The sequence below is a fragment of the Noviherbaspirillum sp. ST9 genome, assembly GCF_048799745.1.
GTDB lineage: Bacteria > Pseudomonadota > Gammaproteobacteria > Burkholderiales > Burkholderiaceae_D > Noviherbaspirillum.
The window spans coordinates 471300-491306 of record NZ_JBLWFR010000005.1 but is presented as its reverse complement, the minus strand read 5'-3'; the positions used below and the strand labels follow the sequence as shown (position 1 = coordinate 491306).

At 59.2% G+C, this 20007-nt stretch carries 21 protein-coding genes; 8 read left to right on the top strand and 13 right to left on the bottom strand.

All coding sequences use genetic code 11. From position 1 onward, the window contains the following. Positions 1–196: 196 nt before the first annotated feature. Positions 197–895, top strand: a complete 699-nt coding sequence (locus tag ACNOHI_RS14280; RefSeq protein WP_420475335.1) for a glycoside hydrolase family 16 protein — start codon at positions 197–199, stop codon at positions 893–895. Positions 896–1068: 173 nt separating this feature from the next. Further along, entirely contained in the window at positions 1069–1620 is a 552-nt protein-coding gene (locus ACNOHI_RS14275; protein ID WP_420475334.1) for a hypothetical protein, read from the top strand. 229 nt (positions 1621–1849) lie between these two features. On the opposite strand, the gene ACNOHI_RS14270 is transcribed toward ACNOHI_RS14275, so the two are convergent. From ACNOHI_RS14270 to ACNOHI_RS14250, 5 genes are all read right to left on the bottom strand, one after another. Beyond that, positions 1850–2353 (bottom strand): hypothetical protein, encoded by a 504-nt coding sequence (locus ACNOHI_RS14270; protein ID WP_420475333.1) that lies wholly within the window; start codon positions 2351–2353, stop codon positions 1850–1852. 321 nt (positions 2354–2674) lie between these two features. After that, positions 2675–3052: a DUF7674 family protein gene (locus ACNOHI_RS14265; RefSeq protein WP_420475332.1), complete on the bottom strand. Its 378-nt coding sequence runs from the start codon at positions 3050–3052 to the stop codon at positions 2675–2677. A gap of 465 nt (positions 3053–3517) precedes the next feature. Continuing rightward, positions 3518–3820 (bottom strand): hypothetical protein, encoded by a 303-nt coding sequence (locus ACNOHI_RS14260; protein WP_420475331.1) that lies wholly within the window; start codon positions 3818–3820, stop codon positions 3518–3520. A 63-nt stretch (positions 3821–3883) separates the two neighbouring features. Further along, positions 3884–4246: a hypothetical protein gene (locus tag ACNOHI_RS14255; protein ID WP_420475330.1), complete on the bottom strand. Its 363-nt coding sequence runs from the start codon at positions 4244–4246 to the stop codon at positions 3884–3886. Between the two features lie 93 nt (positions 4247–4339). Next, positions 4340–4663, bottom strand: a complete 324-nt coding sequence (locus ACNOHI_RS14250; protein WP_420475329.1) for a hypothetical protein — start codon at positions 4661–4663, stop codon at positions 4340–4342. A gap of 538 nt (positions 4664–5201) precedes the next feature. On the opposite strand from ACNOHI_RS14250, the gene ACNOHI_RS14245 reads away from it, so the two are divergent. Further along, entirely contained in the window at positions 5202–5399 is a 198-nt protein-coding gene (locus ACNOHI_RS14245; protein ID WP_420475328.1) for a hypothetical protein, read from the top strand. 8 nt (positions 5400–5407) lie between these two features. Next, positions 5408–6133: a gamma-glutamylcyclotransferase gene (locus tag ACNOHI_RS14240; protein WP_420475327.1), complete on the top strand. Its 726-nt coding sequence runs from the start codon at positions 5408–5410 to the stop codon at positions 6131–6133. A gap of 20 nt (positions 6134–6153) precedes the next feature. Here ACNOHI_RS14240 and ACNOHI_RS14235 read toward each other — a convergent pair whose 3' ends face one another. Continuing rightward, complete coding sequence (locus tag ACNOHI_RS14235; protein WP_420475326.1) at positions 6154–7788, bottom strand: DUF4142 domain-containing protein; 1635 nt, start codon at positions 7786–7788, stop codon at positions 6154–6156. A gap of 385 nt (positions 7789–8173) precedes the next feature. Here ACNOHI_RS14235 and ACNOHI_RS14230 point away from each other — a divergent pair, with 385 nt between their 5' ends. Next, positions 8174–9508 (top strand): PQQ-dependent sugar dehydrogenase, encoded by a 1335-nt coding sequence (locus ACNOHI_RS14230; RefSeq protein WP_420475325.1) that lies wholly within the window; start codon positions 8174–8176, stop codon positions 9506–9508. Positions 9509–9547: 39 nt separating this feature from the next. Here ACNOHI_RS14230 and ACNOHI_RS14225 read toward each other — a convergent pair whose 3' ends face one another. The 3 genes from ACNOHI_RS14225 to ACNOHI_RS14215 form a co-directional block, all read right to left on the bottom strand. After that, positions 9548–9898, bottom strand: coding sequence for a hypothetical protein (locus tag ACNOHI_RS14225; protein WP_420475324.1), 351 nt, complete (start codon positions 9896–9898; stop codon positions 9548–9550). Positions 9899–10250: 352 nt separating this feature from the next. Beyond that, complete coding sequence (gene arfB, locus ACNOHI_RS14220) at positions 10251–10655, bottom strand: alternative ribosome rescue aminoacyl-tRNA hydrolase ArfB (protein WP_420475323.1); 405 nt, start codon at positions 10653–10655, stop codon at positions 10251–10253. Next, entirely contained in the window at positions 10652–11881 is a 1230-nt protein-coding gene (locus ACNOHI_RS14215; RefSeq protein ID WP_420475322.1) for a DEAD/DEAH box helicase, read from the bottom strand. Before ACNOHI_RS14215 ends, arfB begins: the two co-directional genes overlap by 4 nt. Before the next feature lie 262 nt (positions 11882–12143). Between ACNOHI_RS14215 and ACNOHI_RS14210 the strand changes: the two genes are divergently transcribed. Then, the gene (locus ACNOHI_RS14210; RefSeq protein WP_420475321.1) at positions 12144–14297 is read left to right on the top strand and encodes a DEAD/DEAH box helicase; all 2154 of its coding nucleotides are present in this window, start codon (positions 12144–12146) and stop codon (positions 14295–14297) included. 37 nt (positions 14298–14334) lie between these two features. Then, positions 14335–14811: an NUDIX domain-containing protein gene (locus tag ACNOHI_RS14205; RefSeq protein ID WP_420475320.1), complete on the top strand. Its 477-nt coding sequence runs from the start codon at positions 14335–14337 to the stop codon at positions 14809–14811. A gap of 113 nt (positions 14812–14924) precedes the next feature. Here ACNOHI_RS14205 and ACNOHI_RS14200 read toward each other — a convergent pair whose 3' ends face one another. Then, positions 14925–15716 carry a pseudouridine synthase gene (locus ACNOHI_RS14200; RefSeq protein WP_420475319.1) on the bottom strand — a complete coding sequence of 264 codons (792 nt, stop codon included), beginning with the start codon at positions 15714–15716 and terminating at the stop codon, positions 14925–14927. A gap of 81 nt (positions 15717–15797) precedes the next feature. On the opposite strand from ACNOHI_RS14200, the gene ACNOHI_RS14195 reads away from it, so the two are divergent. Next, positions 15798–17042 carry a b-glycosidase gene (locus tag ACNOHI_RS14195; RefSeq protein WP_420475318.1) on the top strand — a complete coding sequence of 415 codons (1245 nt, stop codon included), beginning with the start codon at positions 15798–15800 and terminating at the stop codon, positions 17040–17042. Positions 17043–17054: 12 nt separating this feature from the next. Here ACNOHI_RS14195 and ACNOHI_RS14190 read toward each other — a convergent pair whose 3' ends face one another. The 3 genes from ACNOHI_RS14190 to ACNOHI_RS14180 form a co-directional block, all read right to left on the bottom strand. Continuing rightward, a complete protein-coding gene (locus ACNOHI_RS14190) occupies positions 17055–17252 on the bottom strand; it encodes a hypothetical protein (RefSeq protein WP_420475317.1) in 198 nt (65 codons plus the stop codon). 159 nt (positions 17253–17411) lie between these two features. Further along, positions 17412–17789, bottom strand: coding sequence for a hypothetical protein (locus ACNOHI_RS14185; RefSeq protein ID WP_420475316.1), 378 nt, complete (start codon positions 17787–17789; stop codon positions 17412–17414). Between the two features lies 1 nt (position 17790). After that, positions 17791–20004 (bottom strand): OsmC domain/YcaO domain-containing protein, encoded by a 2214-nt coding sequence (locus ACNOHI_RS14180; RefSeq protein ID WP_420475315.1) that lies wholly within the window; start codon positions 20002–20004, stop codon positions 17791–17793. Positions 20005–20007 lie beyond the last annotated feature (3 nt).

Genomic DNA, 20007 nt, shown 5'->3' with positions numbered 1-20007 from the left:
GCGCTTGCCATGAAGAACGATTGGCTACCATCAATTCGAATCAGGAGAAACAGTTTTGTTTAATGTTGCTTTCAACCGAACCGCGATTTCTACTTTTTGTTGCGCCTCCGCCACGGTCCTGCTTGCTTTGAGCAGTGCATCCGTAGCGGCTCAGACCACGACAACCGCCGCGCCCGCACCGGCGGTAGAGAGCAGAGTGCCGTTCGGTCAGGATGCATCGCAGTTCGCATTGACCTTCTCCGAAGAGTTTGACAGCTACAACAGCAACCTCTGGAATGACGCCATGTGGTACGAGACGTCCAACCAGACCAAGAACTACACGGTGGAAGACGGCACGCTGAAGATCTGGCCGCAGCGCGATGCCTCGGGTAATTTCTTCAACCGCACGCTCGATACCGATGGCAAGTACTACCAGACCTACGGCTACTTCGAGATCGAAGCGAAGCTGCCGGTGGGCAAGGGCACCTGGCCCGCATTCTGGCTGTTCAACCACATCAACGAGCGCCGTCCGGAAATGGACGTGATGGAAGCATACGCAGGCGGTTCGGCACCTTGGGGTGTAAACAAGAATGGCGTCGCACATCCGACCGCCTATGCGCCGACCGTCTGGAAGGGCGACCGCGAAGGCCAGCTGGTCGGTACGCGCCAGTACGACACCGCAACCGATCTGTCGGAAGGCTTCCACAAGTATGCAGTGAAGTGGGAACCGAACAAGCAGACCTACTACTTCGACGGCAAGGAAGTGCTGGTGGTGAACGTGACGATGCCGGATCCGATGTACCTGATGCTGGACCTGTGGTACGGCAGCGCCTCGGGCACGCCGGACGATTCGACGCCGCAGGGCAAGCAGAACTCGTACGAAGTCAATTACGTGCGCGCATGGAAGTTCAAGTAATGCATGCCGCGTGAAGCGCAGGTTTCATGCAAAGGAAAAGCCGCCGATGTATCGGCGGCTTTCTTTTTTTTCCGCAGTCAATTTTTGGCGGATCGTACTGCTTGTTCGATGCGGAACTTCAGAAAAGCTTTTGTTTCATACATGACCATAACGAACGTATCCGTAAGGAGAGCATGATGGGACTAGGCTTTGATATTGGACGTATTCTGGAACAGTATGGCGGTGCAAATCCGAACCGGCCGCCCGACGAAGTCGAACAACACTTCGACCAGGTGGCGCAGTCATCGCCGAATGACGATCTTGCCGATGGCCTGAGCGAAGCATTCCGCTCGGACCAGACGCCGCCATTTCCCAACATGGTTGGCCAACTCTTCGGGCAGGCCGACACGCATCAGCGCGCCGGCATGATGAACCAGCTGCTCGGTGCGCTTGGCCCCGCCGTCATCGGTTCATTCCTCAACCGGGGCGTGGGCGGCGGCGGAGGCATCCTCGGCGGCCTGCTGAACGGCGCGATGGGACAGCAGCAGGCGCAGGTTCGGCCTGAAGACGTGGAGCGCATGAGCCCGGACGAATTCCAGGAACTGGCCATGCATGCCGAGCGTGAAAACCCCGGCGTGATCGACCAGATGAGCCGCTTCTACGCACAGAATCCCACGCTGGTGAAAGCGTTGGGCGGCGCCGCACTGGCGATCGCACTGGGGAAAATGTCACAGCGTAACCGCTAGCGGGTGAAAGGCGGGCAGGAATGCCGAGCCGGTTGGTTAACGTGTTGATGGCCTCGGCGACGTAAGTACTGTCGCAAAAAGACAAAGCCACTGGTCAAACAGTGGCTTTGTCTTTTCCAGGCTTAGGTCGAAAGACTTGTTCTTTGCGTCCACTTTCGACCCAAAGCGGACTATGCCAGCCAAACTCAAGGCCGACCCTTTGCACCGCCGGCTCGAAATACCGCTCAGGTCATCTCGACATGTCTGGATAAATCATTATTGTTTTTCGATAGCTATATGTCCTCGGGCCAATCGGCGGCAATTCTTTCGGCCGCAAATCAGGAGAGATTAGGTAGACATATAGCTGTGACCCTTCAACCATAAAATAGAGTTTGTGATCCTCGATTTCACTGGGGAGTCGCTTCCGCAGATCAACTGCATCTTCGAAAACTTTCCCGGTACTCAGAATTCTCCATTTCACGTACAACTGATCGCCGCGCGGCATTCGCCCCGAAATAGCTTCAGCGTAGAATGGCTTTCCTTCCGCAACTCTCCATTGGTCTGCGCGAGTTAGTACGTTTGAGTCGCCATAGCGATAGTCCAAGACTTCAGCATCCTGATCGTCCTTTCTCATATCGAAACCGAATGAGTGGTTGATCAAACGACTAGTCGCTACACAACTAACGAGCGCAAAAGCTACGGCTAACAAAGCTGTCCAGCGCATGAAAGCCCGGATCTTCAAATAATTTCCCATTTGGGTCCTAGATTCTGGGCAACCGAATGAAATACTGCTCGTTGCAGTCACTTAATGTTGCGGGCAAATAATGCCACTGCCTTTTTGCTAGAGGCATCCCGAATTTATGGGAGAGCCAACGTGAGTTTTTGATCGAATCCAGCGGGATTACAGGGTAGCGTCGCCGGCTGCTGTAAGGTAGCTTTCCGCCGGTCGTTAGTAATGCCTTACATGGAACAGACGACCCTAACCGGCCAGTCAGCCTTGCCGAGACCGGACATTCACGGTGCGATTCAACGTGTTAGCTCACCTACACCGCAGGTGACAGTGTGCAGTGGCATGTTAGAGCGGTGGTTGACCATGAAATCCAAGGTAAAGCTCCTTGATCGGTTTCGACAATTTATCCCAGTACAGCTTTGCATGTTTGGCATTGACGTCAAAGAACAAATTCTCCACCAGAGCGACATCAATGCATTCGTATATCTCACGGCCGCTCTCTGTCAACTGATCACTTATGAAATTAAAAAAGTTCGCATAGTTCTCGTACGGTATGTGCGCAGTCATCTCGGCATTAAGCACGTCTGCTAAGCACTCGAACCACAAAAAATTTAGCTCAAGCTCATCGTCCACGTATCGCTGCTTATGCAGGTTGTCAGTTTTCTCGGCCAACTCCGGGAACTGCGTCCTAGTTGCATCGAACAGTTCCTTTACAGTTTCCATTTACTTGAGCTCTAACGATTGAGATAACCAGCGGCGAAGCCGTCGGTGTTCATTGTGGAGTTAAACATCATTTTTCGCCTGTATAGAAGCGACTGCTGCACAATGCGGGCACACAACCTGTTTGTTAAGCAAGGCTCGGATTGGGACATATTGTTCCTTCATTTGAGACCAATTAGGCCGGGCATTTGATCGGTTAATAAAGCCTATTCGCCTGTCACATGAAGGGCAGCGCAACGGAATTAAGGCTAAGACGACTGCCAGCCATAGCGTGCTGCAAGCAGCAAGGCCGGCAAGCGCAATTAACCTTGCTGGGTAAACAAATAGAATCACAACCCATACTAGCGATACCCAACTCGCCACCGCTCCAAGCAAGGCGGCACCTTGTGCAAGCATCGGGCGGCTCATCGTCTTCATGATGTTTAACGCTAAGCTGAACGGCGCGAAGCGACCGAATCGAGCGCCGAGTTAAGTATGATCTTTGCCATTGCCGTACTTCCTATCAAGTTCCCGCCACTCTTTGTGTTCACGGAGTCGCAAGTAGCCGCCGATAAGTAGAGCCACGATGATTGCGCCAAAAAGAACCAGTATTCCAACGTAATTGAATTCAACGAGCCACGTTGTACGGTAAGTATCCAACCCCTTGCCAGATCTGATCTTGTCTACGGCAATCGCAATCATCGCTGCGAGACCGCCAAAGGAAGCAATGCCCATGACCACAAAGCCGAGGATCATCCAACGGGAAATATGCGACTTCTTTAGCTCGTTCATCGCAATACTTAACGACTAAGCTGACCCACGCATAGCGTGGGCGTCCAGCGACGAGTTACATGGTTAGTCAACGATTGGCACATATATTCCTCGCCGTGGCAAAGCAAAATGCTTTCCGCCAAATCGTACATATGCTTCTTCATAGTCGAGGTCGACTTCAATTTTTGAGGCCGGACACGATAAGTCTGCATTAATGGTCGCATTCAGCTTTGGCTTCTGGAGTTTCGTGAGCATCCCAAAGCCAGCCTTTCCGTTCTTAAAACACTGAATATAAAACTGTTGGCCTCTTTCGCTCGCCACAACGACAAGGTTAAACGTCCCGTTTAGTGCATCCGCTGATGCGTTACTGAAGACGCCCGAAACGGGTGGATTTGATGCGCTCGCCTGAGTTGCAACCAACACCAGGCCCAGAAAAATGCGATTCATAGTCTCAGAGCCTTTTAACGTAGAGCTAACGGGCGCGAGCCGGCTTGCCGGCGAAGCGTCCAGCGACCGAAGGGAGCGACGTTGAGCGCTGGGTTATGCCAAGACATGCTCGATGACCGCCAACACCGACGGAACTAGAACCCGCTTTGCTATAGCGAGGTAGCTAAAGAGAACGAAATAGACCAACACGCGCATAAAGCCAGCACGATTGGTGTACGCGGCAACGGCGGGCGACGGAAAGAAAATGAGCCACAGAACGGGCAAACCAACGATGCAGGATGCAGCAAACACCTTAGCAAAGGGGATGCTCACGAGCGCTGAAGCTGCAATAGCGACGGCACATGCGGCGCAGAGAACGAGCCCCCAATGCTCTTTGCGCTCAAGCGGGATATTCAGGCTGGGAGGCTCGATGTTCATTAGATGGCATAACTAGATTTATACGTCACGGTCTGACTGATAAACCGGAACATTGATTGATAAAGCCGTTTACTGAATCGGCCAAAAGCCTTATCCCACATGCTTGTAGGCCGACCACTGTTCATTTACACAGGTTTAATTAACTGTGAAAGGCGTCACGGAGAATGCTGGCATGGGGAAGCGAGCGAAGCAATACCAAACATAAGGGAGAAGTGACCGTCGGGAAATGGCCGATAGGAGTCAACCGAGTGTAATGCAAGTCCCCGACATGACTAGGACGACGTCGACGCAGAAGTGATTCCGAAAGTTGGCTAAAGGGAAAAAGAGGCTGGATAAGATTTTTCATCTAGGGTGTCCCGGTGCAGACGCCTTTGCACCGGGACTTCATGAGGGGTAGCGGGTCGTTTCTCAACACGTTAGCCAACCGGCTCGGCAGCGATGCCGGCTTTTTTTCCGTCGCGGGAAATCAGGAAAGGATCGGGGCGGACGGAGAAACTGATTTATGATGACCTTTCACGCATGCTGAGAGGGATATGCCATGGCAAAGAAGGAAGAACTGGATCCGGAAACCGAAGCACTCATCCAGTGGTGCACCGAAGTGGAAGGGTTCCTGGTCGCAGGCGGCGCGACACGCGCACAGGCGCAGGAGCATATCGAGGAAAATGTCGAGTGGTTCACCGACATGTTCTATGAGGGCTTGACGCCCGAGGAAGCGGCGAAAGAGGCGCTCGCCTGACACGCGTGATGACGAGCGACGTACAGACATCGCCCCGGCGCATGTCACTCACGCCTGAGATGGTCGCACTGGTGCACCGCACTGTCGAGGATCCAGGGCCGATACCGGGCGTCTCCTACCTGACGGACGACGATTACGACAAGATGGTCGACGCGCTTCTCGACGCCCATCCAGAAGGCGAAGACGCGTGGCTGTTCGCGTTCGGCTCCTTGATATGGAAGCCGGAATGCGAACACACCGAGGAACGCGCAGGCACCGCACCCGGATGGCATCGTTCGTTCTGTTTTCGTATCCGGCGCTATCGCGCCACCGAGGATTGCCCGGGCCTGATGATGTCGCTCGACCGGGGAGGGCAGTGCAAGGGCATGCTGTACCGTTTGCCCGGCGCCACGCTGCGCGAGCAGTTGCACAAGCTCTGCCGCCGCGAAATCACGATCAAGCCGCAGAACACGTCTGCCCGCTGGATCACGGTCGTGAGCGAGGGCGTGCAGCGCCGGGCCGTCGCATTCGTGATGAACCGCGCGTCGCGGGCCTACGTCGGCCGCCTCTCTCCCGAGGAAGTCGCCGGCGTCCTTTCAAAGGCGTGCGGCCATTGGGGATCCGGCGCCGAGTATCTGTTCAATACCGTGCAAAAACTCGAAGAGCACGGAATCCACGACCGCTACTTGTGGAAGCTGCAGCAGCTGGTGGCCGAACGCATCGCGCTCGACCACCGCTTGCCGCTGCCGGAGTAGCCTGCAGCAACCTCACCTCGCTACAGGACGTCACGCAAGGCTTGTATCTGCTGCAGCACGGTCTGCACCTGGCCGCCGAGCCCACTCAACAGCGTCCGGACGTCGGCACGATGCGCCGTCAGTACGGGTAGCTGCGATTGGGCGAACGCTTGCGTCTGCGCATTGGTCGGACGGAGCGTCTCCTCCGTATAGCGCTCGATCGCTTCGTCATGCAGACGCTCGTTGTAAGCGGCAAAGCCGGCATCGAATGCCTGGCCCTGAGCGGTCACCAGGGCGCTGTACGCGAGTTGCTGTTCCGGCGACAGTTCGATGGGCAGGACCACGTTCAGGCTTTGCGCCAGTTGCTCGATCTGCACTTGCACCGGGGTGTGATCGTTTGCCATGCGCTGGCCGAATCCGCTGATCCCGACGTCCGTCGAACGGAGGGCGCCGAGATAGCCGAGGCGGATCTCGGCCAGGTTGGACTGCGCCGCACTGTAAAGGAAGCTTGGCGTAATGTTCCTTGCCAGCTCGGATGCCCTGAGCAGATGCCCCGCAAGATCCGGTCCCAGGGAGCGCGCCAGTCCGCGGACGTCGACGTCAAGGCCGTCACCTGACATTTGCGTGCGCGCGGCGCGTGCCGCTTTCGCGTGGGCGACGACATTGACGTCCATGTAAGCGCGGTCGAAGTCCGCGCCCGTGAACCGGGCCAGGTCCTCTGCGATCACTTGTTGCTCGGGATTGATTTCGGCGGGCAACGGCAACGCCTTGTCCGCGCTGAACTCGGTGATACGGGCGTTGGCGGCGGTATGTTCGTCGATCATGCTCTGGGCGAAGCGCCGGACATCCTCATCGGTAGCGCGGTCCAGCGCCACTTCAGCCCATTCGACTTCAGCCAGGCTGGCCTGGTACGTGAAGGCAACGAATGCCGCAGGGTCGAGGCGTTGCAGGAGGTCCTCTCCGAACGCCAGGTGTGTCTTGAGGAGCGGTGCAGCGATCGCGGCGAAATAGCGGGCATTGAGATCGTCGCTGCTGCGGGCCTGGCGCATCGCCTCGGCCAAGTCGGTGCGATGCGTAATTACGTTTTGCCACATGTAATCACGGTCGAACTGCAGGCCCGAGAGGGCGGACAGCCTTGTCACCTCTGCGGCCTGTTCCGCCGTCACATCCGTCGGCAACGTCACGCTCTTTTGCTGCGCCAACTGCAGGATCTGGCCATTGACGATCGTGTGCTGCTCGATCATTGCACTTGCGTACTCCTTGACGCCCGAACTCTCGGCGCGCGTTTGTGCAAGTTCAGCGAGGCGGATCTCGGCGAGTCCATCCTGATAGGCGGCGGCGAGGAAGGCGGCTGCGGATTGCGTTGCAGGCGTGATCGCACCGGGTGCCGGTGTGACGACCGCCGGCGGTGTGGCTCCCGGAGCGCCGGCCGCGGGAGTCGCCGGCGTGGCGGGCGTGGCTGGCGTTGCCCCTGATCCCGGAGACCCCGGCATGGCCGGAGTAGCCGGGGTGGCAGGCGTTGCCCCGGATGCGCCGGGGATTGTGCCGCCGGTATCGGTGGTTTGCAGCAGGACCGAGGAGCCTCCCGTGCCGCCTGCAAACATTCCACCGTCGACACCACTACCACCACATGCGGCCATCGATGCGGCCAATGCCAGTACAGAAATCTTCTTCATCATTGTCTCCAAGGGAATTACCGGGATAACCAAGGCTTCAGAAACAGGAGTCGGGGGATGCACTCAGGACGGAAGGTCGGCCAGGGCCGGAACAAACGGGGAGGACGGGAGACAAGAAGTCGACCCGTCCGATGGATTTACAGTTAAGGACAGAGTCGTTTTGTCAGTCTATTGCGGTGATCTGTCATTGCAAGATGAATCGGGACACGGGACGGTCAAGCTGCGCCGGCTCTGATGCGGCGCAAGAGGTGTGATGGTGGTATCGCCGGAGTGAGGCAAACGCGCAACGGAAAAGCGGCTACATCGGAGCGCGTCGCGGAATTCCCGGTCGTGCAAGGACTCTACAGGTGAGTGCATGAATAGAAAAACAAGAGGAGTCAACGACATGCGTTGTTCTCGGATAAGCGCCGTCTTCCTGGTGGGGATGTTCGCAGGCTGCAGCCTGCTCGAATCTTCCCCGCTGCCGGTGGAAGCCGGCATGGGATCGCACCCCCGGCTTCCCGCCCCTGAAAAGAGCCTTGTTCCAACGGTTAACATTGCACCCGCCAGGGGCTGGCCGTCCGGGGTGAAACCGCATGCGCCACAAGGATTCACCGTCTCCGCCTACGCCACTGACCTGGATCATCCGCGGTGGCTGTATGTGCTGCCGAACGGCGATGTGCTGGTTGCGGAAACGGATGCGCCGCCCAAGCCTGAGGACAAGAAAGGCGTCAAGGGCTTCGTCATGAAGGAAGTCATGAAGAAGGCCGGGTCCGGCACGCGGCCGAGCGCCAATCGCATCACGCTCTTGCGCGGTGTGAATGCCGACGGGTCGGCGGCGAAGAAAACGGTGTTCTTGGAAAACCTGAATTCCCCGTTCGGCATGGCCCTGGTTGGCAAGGACTTCTACGTCGCCAATACCGATGCCATCCTGCGCTTCTCCTACAAGGAGGGACAGACCGAAATCCGTGAAGCCGGCGTCAAGGTCGCGGATCTGCCTGCCGGCGCGATCAACCATCATTGGACCAAGAACATCATTGCCAGCCCGGACGGCAAGTTCCTGTATGCCACGGTGGGATCAAACAGCAATATCGCCGAAAACGGGATGGAAAACGAAGAGAACCGTGCCAGCATCCTGCAGGTGGATCTTGCCACCGGCACGTCGCGCGTCTACGCCTCGGGATTGCGTAATCCCAACGGCATGGACTGGCAGCAGCAGGGCGGCCGGCTCTGGACCGTGGTGAATGAACGCGATGAACTCGGCAACGACCTCGTGCCGGACTACATGACGACGGTGAAGGACGGTGGATTCTACGGCTGGCCATACAGCTATTACGGCCAGCATGTCGACGAGCGCGTGAAAGACAAGCGGCCGGACCTGGTCGCGAAGGCGATCGTACCGGACTATGCGCTCGGCTCCCACACGGCTCCGCTCGGCCTCGTTTTTTATCGCGGCAAGCAGTTCCCCGCGGAATATGCTGCTGGTGCTTTCATAGGAATGCACGGGTCCTGGAACCGCAAACCGCATAGCGGCTACAAGGTCGTCTTCGTGCCATTTTCCGAGGGCAAGCCGAGCGGCCTGCCGAAGGATTTCCTGACTGGTTTTCTCAGTGATCGAGGCGAGGCCTATGGCAGGCCAGTCGGTGTCGCGGCAGGCAAGGACGGCGCGTTACTGGTGGCGGACGATGTCGGTAACAATGTGTGGAGAGTGTCAGCGGAAGCGGTACGTCAATCGAAGTAAACGGGCGGCAGGTGGACATTACCTGTGCGCCCGTCGTGCTTATTGCTTGCTGCCAGTCGCGTTGTGCGCCTGGTTGTTACCACCACCCAGCGTACCGGAGCAGGAGATGATCGTTGATCCGCCCGAAGCAATGGTCAGGCTGACAGGATCGGGACGTCCAGGCTCCGCAACGTCCGTGATGGTGAAATCCACGGTCGCCGGCTGGGCATTGAAGAGCCCGGTGCCGCTACCCGTGATGCTGCTGATGCTGGCCGTCGGCGTCGTGGTCGGTGGCGGCGAGCACAAGGCGGCATTCAGGTCAGTCAGGTGGAAATGGTCTCCATGTGAAAAATTGATTTGCAGGTTGTTTGGCTCGGGAGGCGCCGCTGTCCCATCTGTCTTGCAATGCAAGGTATACCCGAACGTCACTTTGAAGGTGCTACCGCCATAAGTGCAGTCCAGGAAACCGCCGCCCGTGAACCGGCCAGGGGGATGCGCGATCGCAGAGGCTGCGCATGCGGAAAGCACGGCAATCGCAGCTATTCGTTTTGTTGCCCTGTGTATCATGATCCAGACTCCTTGAAATGAGACACTGCCGTGCAGCAGCGTCGCTTTCATTATCTGAATGGCACAAGGAAGAACATGCCTGGCGCACCAAGGTTTGTGGGGGATCAAACGCGCCGTTGCATTTATGTTCCAGTTGCCCGTCTTCGGCCGAGGGGGGGCGATCGTTTCCGCACGCATGGTGCCGCCTGCAGTATGGTTACTCGGGGACTTTCCCTCGCAGGGCCTTGATCTGTCCCCGCATGCTTTTCTTGTCGAGACGTTTGCGCTGGGAACTGCGCGTCGGCCTGGTGGCGTGGCGCGTACGAGGCAGGATTGACACGCTTGCGACCATGTCCTGCAGCCGCTGCATGGCTTCTTCCTTGTTCTTTTCCTGGCTGCGGTGCGTCTGCACCTTGATGACGACGACGCCGTCCTGCGTGATGCGCTGGTCGCTCATGGCGAGCAGTCGTTCCTTGATCTGTTCCGGCAATGATGAGGCACGGATATCGAAGCGCAGGTGAACCGCGCTCGACACCTTGTTGACATTCTGCCCGCCCGCGCCCTGGGCGCGGATCGCCGTCAACTCGACCTCGTGCGCGGGAATGACGGGGACGCGCGTCATGCCGCGCCTGCGGCCTTTGCCAGCTTCGATTTCTTCGGTTTCTTGGGTTTCTTCAACACCTGGCCGCGCGCGTCGGTCATCGGCACCCGATGCTCGGGCTCGAAGCCGGGTTCTTCCTCGCGGGACAATGTCTTCTTCAGCAATCCTTCAATGGCCGACAGCAGTTGCACCTCGTCGGCGCACACCAGTGACACCGCTTCACCTGTGGCGCCCGCGCGCCCGGTGCGTCCCGTGCGGTGGATATAGTCCTCCGCGACGATCGGCAGGTCGAAGTTGACGACATGCGGAAGGTCGTCGATGTCGAGGCCGCGTGCCGCCACATCGGTGGCGACCAGAATATCCGCTTCGCCCGCCTTGAAGCGGTCGAGCGCACGCAGGCGAGCCGGTTGCGGCTTGTCGCCGTGGATGGAGTCGGCCTGATAGCCCTTTGCCGTCAAGGTGTCGACCAGTTGATCCACGCCGTTGCGGGTCTTGACGAACACCAGTACCTGCCGCCAGCCATGCTTCTTGAGCAGATGGACGAACAGGTCGGTCTTGCGCTTCTTGTCGACGGGAACCAGCCATTGCTTGATGTTGGCTGCAGTCGTGTTGCGCGGGCTGGCGTCGATGCTCAAGGGATTGGCAAGCAGACTGGCTGCAAGCGTGCGGATCGGGTCGGAGAAGGTCGCAGAGAAGAGCAGCGTCTGCCGGCGCTTGGGAAACAGGGCGAGCAGCGCGTCGATTTCACGCGAGAACCCGAGGTCGAGCATGCGGTCGGCTTCGTCCAGCACGAGCGCTTGAAGCTGGGCGAACTTCACCGCGTTCTTGCTGTGCAGGTCCAGCAGGCGGCCCGGCGTGGCGACGAGGATGTCGAGACCCTTGCGCAGCTTCATCATCTGCGGATTGATGCTGACGCCGCCGTAGACCGCGTAGGTCCTCAATGGAAGGTGGCGGCCATAGGCAGTGATGCTTTCATGCACCTGCACGGCGAGTTCGCGCGTGGGAACGAGAATGACGGCGCGCACGGCATTGCTTGCGGCCCGCGTGCCTTCCATCGCGAGGCGTTGCAGCAGGGGAAGCGCGAAGCCGGCGGTCTTGCCGGTGCCGGTCTGCGCCGCCGCCATCAGGTCCCGCCCGCCAAGGATGGCGGGAATCGCCTGCGCCTGGACAGGGGTGGGGGTCTTGTAGTCGAGTTCGCCCAGCGCCTGCAACAGGGGCTCGGCCAGACCGAGTGAGGAAAACGTCATGAGGAGGTCAAAGCTTGGAATAAGTGCAAAGTGTAACGCGTGGGCGGGGTGAATTTCGCTTTCATCAAGAGAATGACATGGCATTTCGATAATTTTCCATTCTCTTTCGCAATATGCCTGTATGCTTCGCCCGCTCCGTCCCGAGGGGACATATCCAATATTCCAATGCGCTGGCAGCGTCACGCCGACTGGTGTAACGTTGCAAAGAAGGCATCCTCAATGCTGCCGCACGCCGATTGCAGCACCCACAGTGAGAAACACCATGGCCGACACTTCCTTTCCCTTGTTTTCCGACCTGAAGCTGAGTGCGCCTTTGCTGCGCGTCCTGACGGAGCTCGGTTACGAGGCGCCGTCACCCATCCAGGCGGCAACAATTCCGCTCCTGCTCCAGGGGCGGGACGTGCTGGGGCAGGCGCAAACGGGAACAGGCAAGACGGCCGCCTTCGCGCTGCCCATCCTGGCGGGAATCGAGATTCGGCCCGGTGCGCCGCAGGCGCTGGTACTGGCGCCGACACGCGAGCTGGCGATCCAGGTCGCCGAAGCCTTCCAGCGCTACGCCACGCATATCCCCGGATTCCACGTGCTGCCGATCTATGGCGGGCAGAGCTACGGTCCTCAGTTGAGCGCCCTGCGTCGCGGCGTACATGTCGTGGTGGGCACGCCGGGCCGCGTGATCGACCATCTGGAAAAGGGTTCGCTTGACCTGTCCGAACTCAAGTCGCTGGTGCTGGATGAAGCGGACGAAATGCTGCGCATGGGCTTCATCGACGACGTCGAGGCCATCCTGCAGAAGACGCCGGAAGAACGGCAGACCGCATTGTTCTCCGCCACCATGCCTTCGGTCATCCGTCGCATCGCCCAGACCTACCTGCGCGATCCTGCCGAGGTCACCATCGCAGCGAAGACCGGCACGGCGGAGAACATCCGCCAGCGCTACTGGCTCGTCAGCGGCATGCACAAGCTCGATGCCCTCACGCGCATCCTCGAAGCCGAACCCTTTGACGGCATGATCATTTTCACGCGCACCAAGCTCGGCACCGAAGAACTGGCCGGCAAGCTGGAAGCGCGCGGATTCTCGGCCGCGGCGATCAACGGCGACATGGCGCAGCAGCAGCGCGAGCGCACGGTCCAGATGCTCAAGGACGGCAAGATCGACATTCTGGTCGCAACCGACGTCGCCGCGCGCGGCCTCGACGTGGAGCGCATCAGCCACGTGATCAACTACGACGTGCCCTATGACCCGGAGAGCTACACGCACCGCATTGGCCGGACCGGGCGGGCAGGACGCAGCGGCGAAGCGATCCTGTTCATCACGCCGCGCGAAAGGAACCTCCTCAAGACCATCGAGCGCGCCACGCGCCAGCCGGTATCGCCGCTGACCCTGCCCAGCATCCAGGAGGTCAACGATGTGCGCATCGCCAGGTTCAAGGACCAGATCACCGACACGCTGGCAGCGGGTGGCCTGGAAACCTTCCAATCCCTGATCGAAGACTACGAGCGCGAGAAGAACATCCCCGCAATCGAAATTGCTGCCGCGCTGGCGAAACTGGCGCGCGGCGACGTGCCGCTGCTGCTGGAGAAGAAGCACAGGGAACCGGTGGAAGAAATTCGCCACGATGCCCGGCCGGTTCGTCCTGAGCGCAGCAACCGTACGTTTGAGCCGCAGGAACGGTTTGAACGCCACGAACGCAAGGAGCGTATCGACCGCGCACCGGAGGCCGGCATGCAGACGTTCCGGATCGAGGTGGGACATGCCCATGGCGTCAAACCGGGCAATATTGTCGGCGCGATTGCCAACGAGGCGGGGATGGAGGCAAAGCACATCGGCCGGATCGAGATCTACGACGACTACAGCACGATCGACCTTCCCGACACCATGCCGGACGACATCCTGTCGCATCTCAAGAAGGTATGGGTCGCGGGACAGCAGCTGCGCATTCGACGAGACGGTGATGACGCGCATGGCCAGCCTGCCACGTCGAATGAGCGCCCCATTGCCGCCAGGAAGGACAAGGGCCAGCACAAGCCCGATCTGGGCATGAAGGTGTACCGCATCGAAGTCGGACGCGTGCACGGCGTGAAGCCGGCCAATATCGTCGGTGCGATTGCCAATGAAGCGGCGCTTGATGCCAAGTACATCGGGCGCATCGAGATTCACGACGACTACAGTACGGTGGACCTGCCGGACGGCATGCCGCGCGATGTGTTTGAACAATTGAAATCCACGGTGGTCGCGGGACAGGCACTGCGCATCAGCGTCGCGGGAGATGGCGCCGCCTTTGCAGCACCGAAGAAAGGTGGGGACAGGCGAGTGGCCGAGAAGCAAGGTGCGGACAGGAAGCCGTTCAAGGGCGACTCCGGCTTTGCCGCTGCCAAGCCAAAGCAGCATCGGAAAGGGCAGGGCGGGAAGAAGTAGCGATCGCCGGTGAAGGGACTGGCATCGAAATTGCATCATGACGTCCCATCGATCAACTGATGCCATTCCTCCCATCATGCACAAGAATCCGAGGCCGGTCTCGGTCGGAATCATTCCAACCTGCACACCAGGGCATATTCTCCTCGTGGAGCGCAGCGACGGCGGTCTCGCGCTGCCTGGCGGGTATGTCGACGAACTGGAAGACGCCAGCGCGGCGGTCAACCGGGAAGTGTTCGAAGAAGCCGGACTGGAGTTGGATGCCGACCAATGGCGGCTTCTCACCAGTGCGGTCACACCCGACAACAAGCTGCTGATTTTTTCGTACTACCCGCATCCGGTAAATTTTCCCACCCGTTTCATCCCGAACGATGAAGTCACGCGCATCCTGTCCGCACCGTGGAGCACTCCCTTGAGATTTCCGTTGCATGGCGCTGCGGCAAGAAAGTGGTACATGAGCTTGCCGCCGCTCGCGGTGATGCAGGAGGCACGGATTCTGGAGGGCTCCATGAACTAGGGAATGACGGGCTGCTTTAGGCGATAGACCGAACGCACTTACCCGCCCACTAACGCACGTTGCAAAGATGCGGGCACAGATGTGCCACATGGCGTCACCGCCGATCGAACGTATTACGACGTCGAAGCTACGGATGGCGACGGAGGAAAACCAGCGTCCTCGAATACAGAGAGCACCTGCATGAAACTCGCTTCCGGCTCCGCATTCAGTTGCAATCGTTCACCGGTTGCCGGATGCGGGAACGCGATCCCGACGGCCGCGAGCATCAGACGCCCCTGTCCAAACCGTTCCGCGAAATAGCGATTGTGGCGCCCCCGCCCGTGGTTGGCGTCGCCGATGATCGGATGGTGAATGTGCTTCATGTGCCGCCGAAGCTGGTGCTTCCGTCCTGTCTCGGGAATCAGCTCGACCAGGCTGTAGCGGCTGGTCGGATGTCCTTCGATTTCCACCGGGATTTCCGTTGTCGCCAGCCGGCGAAAGCGCGTGCGCGCATCTCGCACCGCCTGCGGCTCACCCTTGCGCCGCTTGTCTTCCGGCTCGTCCTTCAACGGATGGTCGATCACGCCGTGTTCCGGCGTCCAGCCTCGCACCATTGCCAGGTAAGTCTTGCTGACCTCGCCAGACATCATTGCCTTGCCCAAGGTGCTCGCGGTGACTGGATCGCGCGCAAAGACCAGCAGGCCCGAGGTAGGCCGGTCCAGCCTGTGCACCGCATAGACGTGCTCTCCGACATTCAGCGCCCGGGCATACTGGAGCGCGAACTCGGTTTCGTGCGGGTCGATCGGGCTGCGGTGCACCAGCAAGCCGGCCGGCTTGTGCACGACCAGCAGCCATGGATCGCGGTAGACCAGGGTGAGCGGATTTTCTGCCTTGGCAGGCGCAGCGAGCTGAAGGGTGTCGGACATCAACGTGGTTTTCCTTTTCGACCGACATTATGCAACGCCAGCACCTTCGGAACCGGTGTTTCGTTCCGCAGTCTTAACGCCATGGCAACCCGTCCCGGCATCTTCCCGACCTTCTTTCTGTCCGGTTTCGAATGTTCCACCTTCCTGTGGAAGGGGGGAGTGCGGCGGGATCTTGTCGAGGAAACCCGGCATCGCGAATGCGCATTGGAGGACTATCACATCCTCAAGGAACTCGGCATCGCCGTGTCGCGCGAAGGCATCCCCTGGCCCATGGCGGATCAAGGCGGCCGGTACACGTTCTCCCTCATCGACCCGATCATCGGCGCATTGCGGGAGACGAAGATCACACCGATCTGGGACTTGTGCCATTACGGCTATCCCGACGATCTCGATCCGTTCACCGATGCATTCACCGAACGTTTTTCGCGCTACTGCCGCGCGGCCGCCGAACATGTATCGGCTCAGCTGCCCGGCCCGTACTTCTTTACGCCGATCAACGAAATCACGTTCTTCTCCTTCTGCGGCGGTGAATGGGGATGGGTTGCGCCGTACAAGACGGACCGTCAATCGCGGGAAGCTTTCCGCCTCGCGCTTTGCAAGGCATCGATCGCCGGCGTGAAGGCGATCCGGGAAGTCTTGCCGGACGCGCGCATGATCCATGTCGATCCCCTGGTCCAGGTCGTCGCTCCTCCCGACCGCCCGGACCTGAAAGACGAAGCCGAGCATGAAACCTTCGTCGATACCTATCTTGCCTGGGACATCCTCTTTGGGAAGGAGCATCCAGAGTTCGGTGGCGCACCGGAGATCCTGGATATCGTCGGCGCCAACAACTATTCCTTCGGTCAAATGGAATACCGCGAGCACGGCCCGCACAAGGCACTTGAGCCGGGGAGTCCCGGCGTTGAACCGCTTTGCACGTTGCTGCATCGCATCTGGGACAGGTATCGCCGGCCCATGGTGATCGGGGAGACCAGCGGCATGGGCAAGGGACGCCCGGACTGGCTGCGGGACGTGATGGATGAATCACTGGCCGCGGTCAACATGGGCATGGACCTGCATGGCGTCTGCCTCTTTCCTGCCGTCGACATGCCGGACTGGCATACGGGCGAGTGGCTGCACAACGGCATCTGCGATCTCGTCGAATGCAATGGCCGGCTGGCGCGCATCGCGCATCAACCGTATGTGGAAGAGCTGCGGCGGTGGCAGAAGGAGCTGAACCGCGTGCGCAGCGTCGATGCGGACCCCTACAGTGATCCTGTCGAGCTGCAGGATGTGATTGAAGCGGCGCGTCGATTGCGTCCCCAGCCGGATCGAAACTGGTATTGAACGCACTTCGAATCATTGTCGGTAGGCCCTGTAACCCGGCGGCACGCCTCCGGACTGTTCGCCGCATTCGTTGGGATCATACGGCCTGAAGCTCCGCATGACCTCGCACAGGTTGCGCGCGGCCCGGATCTCCGGCCCGGGATCCTCGATTCCCAGGCTGGAACAGGCGGCCAGTATTGACGCCCAGACCACCATTGCAAGGTATTTCATTCCGTTCTCCTTCCACTCACGGCGTGGCGCACCCGAAATGAACCGATTTGGGCGGACGCAACAACGGATGACATAGGTCGCCGCCGCAGATGGTTCGCTGGTCGGGGTGTGGAGTTCAGCTTAGCATCTGACAGAAAGGCCGGTGGCGCGCCGGGCGGCTCAAAGGCCGACGATCGCGCCCGCGATGAATACAACCCCGACGACCATCGCGCTCCACCCCGTCTGCCGGTCCGCGAGGTACGAGTCAAAGCCCCAAATGGTGTAAGGCCCCCTGGTGGATCGTTTGTACTTCCCCACACGTAACTGGTGGGGACCTGCGAGGAAAATGAGCACGCCCGTGATGACGCGCAGCACGCGGTCTGCCGGCGTTGGGAAGTACCTGGAGAGGACGAAGAATGCCAACGCAGCGGCGATGTAGATCCAAAAGCCCCAAAGCCACAGCATGGACGGCGTGCGGTCGGGCTGAGGTTCGGATGGCTTCATGGTGTGTGCCTGACTGCGAAGGTAAGCACCGGCAAGGCCGCCGGTGATTGTCATGTCAAACCTTTTCAAGGACTGCAGCCGCAGCAATGGCCCGTGCCTTGTGCACTTTTTCGTAGCTGTCGATCAGGCGGCGGTGCCGGTCGAGCCCCTCCAGTTTCATGCTGGTCGGCGTCAAGCCAAAGAAGCGCACGCTGCCATCTACCGAGCCCAGTACAGCGTCCATACGGGCATCGCCAAACATCCGGCGGAAATTGACCACGTAGTCGTCCAGTTCAAGCTCGTCATCGAGCAGGACCTCCAGCACCACGTTCAAGGCTTGATAAAACAGTCCGCGCTCGACCGTGTTGTCGTTGTACTGCAAGAAGGCGCCCACCAGCTCGTGCGCCTCCTCGAACTGCTGCAAGGCGAGATGAATGAGCAGCTTCAACTCGAGAACCGTGAGCTGTCCCCACTCCGTATTCTCGTCGAATTCGATGCCGATCAGCGTCGCGATGTCGGAGTATTCATCGAGCTCATTGTTGTCCAGTCGCTCGAGCAGCGCCTCCAGGCTGGCGTCGTCCAGGCGATGCAGGTTCAGGATGTCTTCGCGGAACAAGAGCGCCTTGTTGGTGTTGTCCCAGACGAGATCCTCGACCGGGAAAATTTCCGAATAGCCGGGCACCAGGATCCGGCAAGCGGTCGCACCCAGCTGGTCATACACCGCCATGTAGACCTCCTTGCCCATGTCTTCAAGAATGCCGAATAAGGTAGCGGCTTCCTCGGCATTGGAGTTCTCGCCCTGGCCGGAAAAGTCCCATTCGACAAAATCGACACTCGCCCTGGCGCTGAAAAAGCGCCACGACACCACGCCGCTGGAATCGATGAAGTGTTCAACGAAATTGTTCGGCTCCGTCACCGCGTGACTGGAAAAGGTGGGCTGCGGGAGATCGTTGAGTCCTTCGAAACTGCGCCCCTGCAGCAATTCCGTCAGGCTCCGCTCCAGCGCCACCTCGAAGCTCGGATGCGCCCCGAAGGACGCAAACACACCGCCAGTCCGCGGGTTCATCAACGTCACGCACATCACCGGATAGATGCCGCCCAGCGACGCATCCTTCACCAGCACCGGAAAGCCTTGCTCTTCCAGGCCTTTGATACCGGCGAGGATGCGCGGATATTTCGCCAGCACCTCCTGCGGCACATCAGGCAGCGCCATTTCGCCTTCGATGATTTCGCGCTTGACCGCGCGTTCGAAAATCTCGGACAGGCATTGCACCTGTGCTTCGGCCAAGGTATTGCCGGCACTCATGCCATTGCTGCCGTAGAGGTTGTCGACCAGGTTGACCGGGAAATACACCACTTCACCGTCGGACTGCCGTACGAACGGCAGCGAACAGATACCACGCTCGGCATTGCCCGAATTGGTGTCGATGAGGTGCGAGCCACGCAACTCGCCGTCGGGATCGTAAATCGGCCGAGAGTATTCATCGAGGATTCCGGCCGGCAGTGCATCCTTGCGGCCAGGCTTGAACCAGCGCTCGTTCGGGTAATGCACAAATGCCGCCTTGGCGATCTCTTCGCCCCAGAACGACGCACTGTAGAAATGGTTACAGTTCAGGCGCTCGATAAATTCACCGAGGGCCGACGCCAGCGCGCTTTCCTTGGTCGCGCCCTTGCCATTGGTGAAACACATCGGCGAGTGCGCATCACGGATATGCAGCGACCACACATTGGGAACGATATTGCGCCACGAAGCGATTTCAATCTTCATGCCCATGTTCGCCAGCAAGCCCGACATGTTGGCAATGGTCTGCTCCAGCGGCAGGTCCTTGCCGAGGATATAGGTGCTGGCATCGGGAGCGGGCTTCAGCGTGAGCAAGGACTGTGCATCCGCGTCCAGGTTCTCGACCTCTTCAATCACGAACTCGGGTCCGGTTTGCACGACTTTTTTTACCGTGCAACGGTCGATGGAGCGCAGGATGCCCTGGCGGTCATGGGCGGAGATATCCGACGGCAGCTCCACCTGGATCTTGAAGATCTGCTTGTATCGGTTTTCCGGATCGACAATATTGTTCTGCGACAGACGGATATTCTCGGTCGGAATGTTGCGGGTTACGCAATACAGTTTGACAAAGTAAGCCGCGCACAAGGCCGATGAGGCCAGAAAGTAATCGAAGGGACCGGGCGCCGAGCCGTCGCCCTTGTAGCGGATAGGCTGGTCGGCCACGACTGTGAAGTCATCGAACTTGGCTTCCAGACGAAGCTTATCGAGAAAATTGACCTTGATTTCCATGGG

Bases quoted from the DNA above. Each gene is read 5' to 3' on its own strand.
- arfB (WP_420475323.1), bottom strand. From the start codon at position 10,655: ATGACGCGCGTCCCCGTCATTCCCGCGCACGAGGTCGAGTTGACGGCG.
- ACNOHI_RS14260 (WP_420475331.1), bottom strand. From the start codon at position 3,820: ATGAACGAGCTAAAGAAGTCGCATATTTCCCGTTGGATGATCCTCGGC.
- ACNOHI_RS14235 (WP_420475326.1), bottom strand. From the start codon at position 7,788: ATGAAGAAGATTTCTGTACTGGCATTGGCCGCATCGATGGCCGCATGT.
- ACNOHI_RS14180 (WP_420475315.1), bottom strand. From the start codon at position 20,004: ATGGAAATCAAGGTCAATTTTCTCGATAAGCTTCGTCTGGAAGCCAAG.
- ACNOHI_RS14200 (WP_420475319.1), bottom strand. From the start codon at position 15,716: ATGTCCGACACCCTTCAGCTCGCTGCGCCTGCCAAGGCAGAAAATCCG.
- ACNOHI_RS14190 (WP_420475317.1), bottom strand. From the start codon at position 17,252: ATGAAATACCTTGCAATGGTGGTCTGGGCGTCAATACTGGCCGCCTGT.
- ACNOHI_RS14245 (WP_420475328.1), top strand. From the start codon at position 5,202: ATGGCAAAGAAGGAAGAACTGGATCCGGAAACCGAAGCACTCATCCAG.
- ACNOHI_RS14230 (WP_420475325.1), top strand. From the start codon at position 8,174: ATGCGTTGTTCTCGGATAAGCGCCGTCTTCCTGGTGGGGATGTTCGCA.
- ACNOHI_RS14205 (WP_420475320.1), top strand. From the start codon at position 14,335: ATGACGTCCCATCGATCAACTGATGCCATTCCTCCCATCATGCACAAG.
- ACNOHI_RS14250 (WP_420475329.1), bottom strand. From the start codon at position 4,663: ATGAACATCGAGCCTCCCAGCCTGAATATCCCGCTTGAGCGCAAAGAG.
- ACNOHI_RS14255 (WP_420475330.1), bottom strand. From the start codon at position 4,246: ATGAATCGCATTTTTCTGGGCCTGGTGTTGGTTGCAACTCAGGCGAGC.
- ACNOHI_RS14215 (WP_420475322.1), bottom strand. From the start codon at position 11,881: ATGACGTTTTCCTCACTCGGTCTGGCCGAGCCCCTGTTGCAGGCGCTG.
- ACNOHI_RS14270 (WP_420475333.1), bottom strand. From the start codon at position 2,353: ATGGGAAATTATTTGAAGATCCGGGCTTTCATGCGCTGGACAGCTTTG.
- ACNOHI_RS14275 (WP_420475334.1), top strand. From the start codon at position 1,069: ATGATGGGACTAGGCTTTGATATTGGACGTATTCTGGAACAGTATGGC.
- ACNOHI_RS14265 (WP_420475332.1), bottom strand. From the start codon at position 3,052: ATGGAAACTGTAAAGGAACTGTTCGATGCAACTAGGACGCAGTTCCCG.
- ACNOHI_RS14210 (WP_420475321.1), top strand. From the start codon at position 12,144: ATGGCCGACACTTCCTTTCCCTTGTTTTCCGACCTGAAGCTGAGTGCG.
- ACNOHI_RS14195 (WP_420475318.1), top strand. From the start codon at position 15,798: ATGGCAACCCGTCCCGGCATCTTCCCGACCTTCTTTCTGTCCGGTTTC.
- ACNOHI_RS14240 (WP_420475327.1), top strand. From the start codon at position 5,408: ATGACGAGCGACGTACAGACATCGCCCCGGCGCATGTCACTCACGCCT.
- ACNOHI_RS14185 (WP_420475316.1), bottom strand. From the start codon at position 17,789: ATGACAATCACCGGCGGCCTTGCCGGTGCTTACCTTCGCAGTCAGGCA.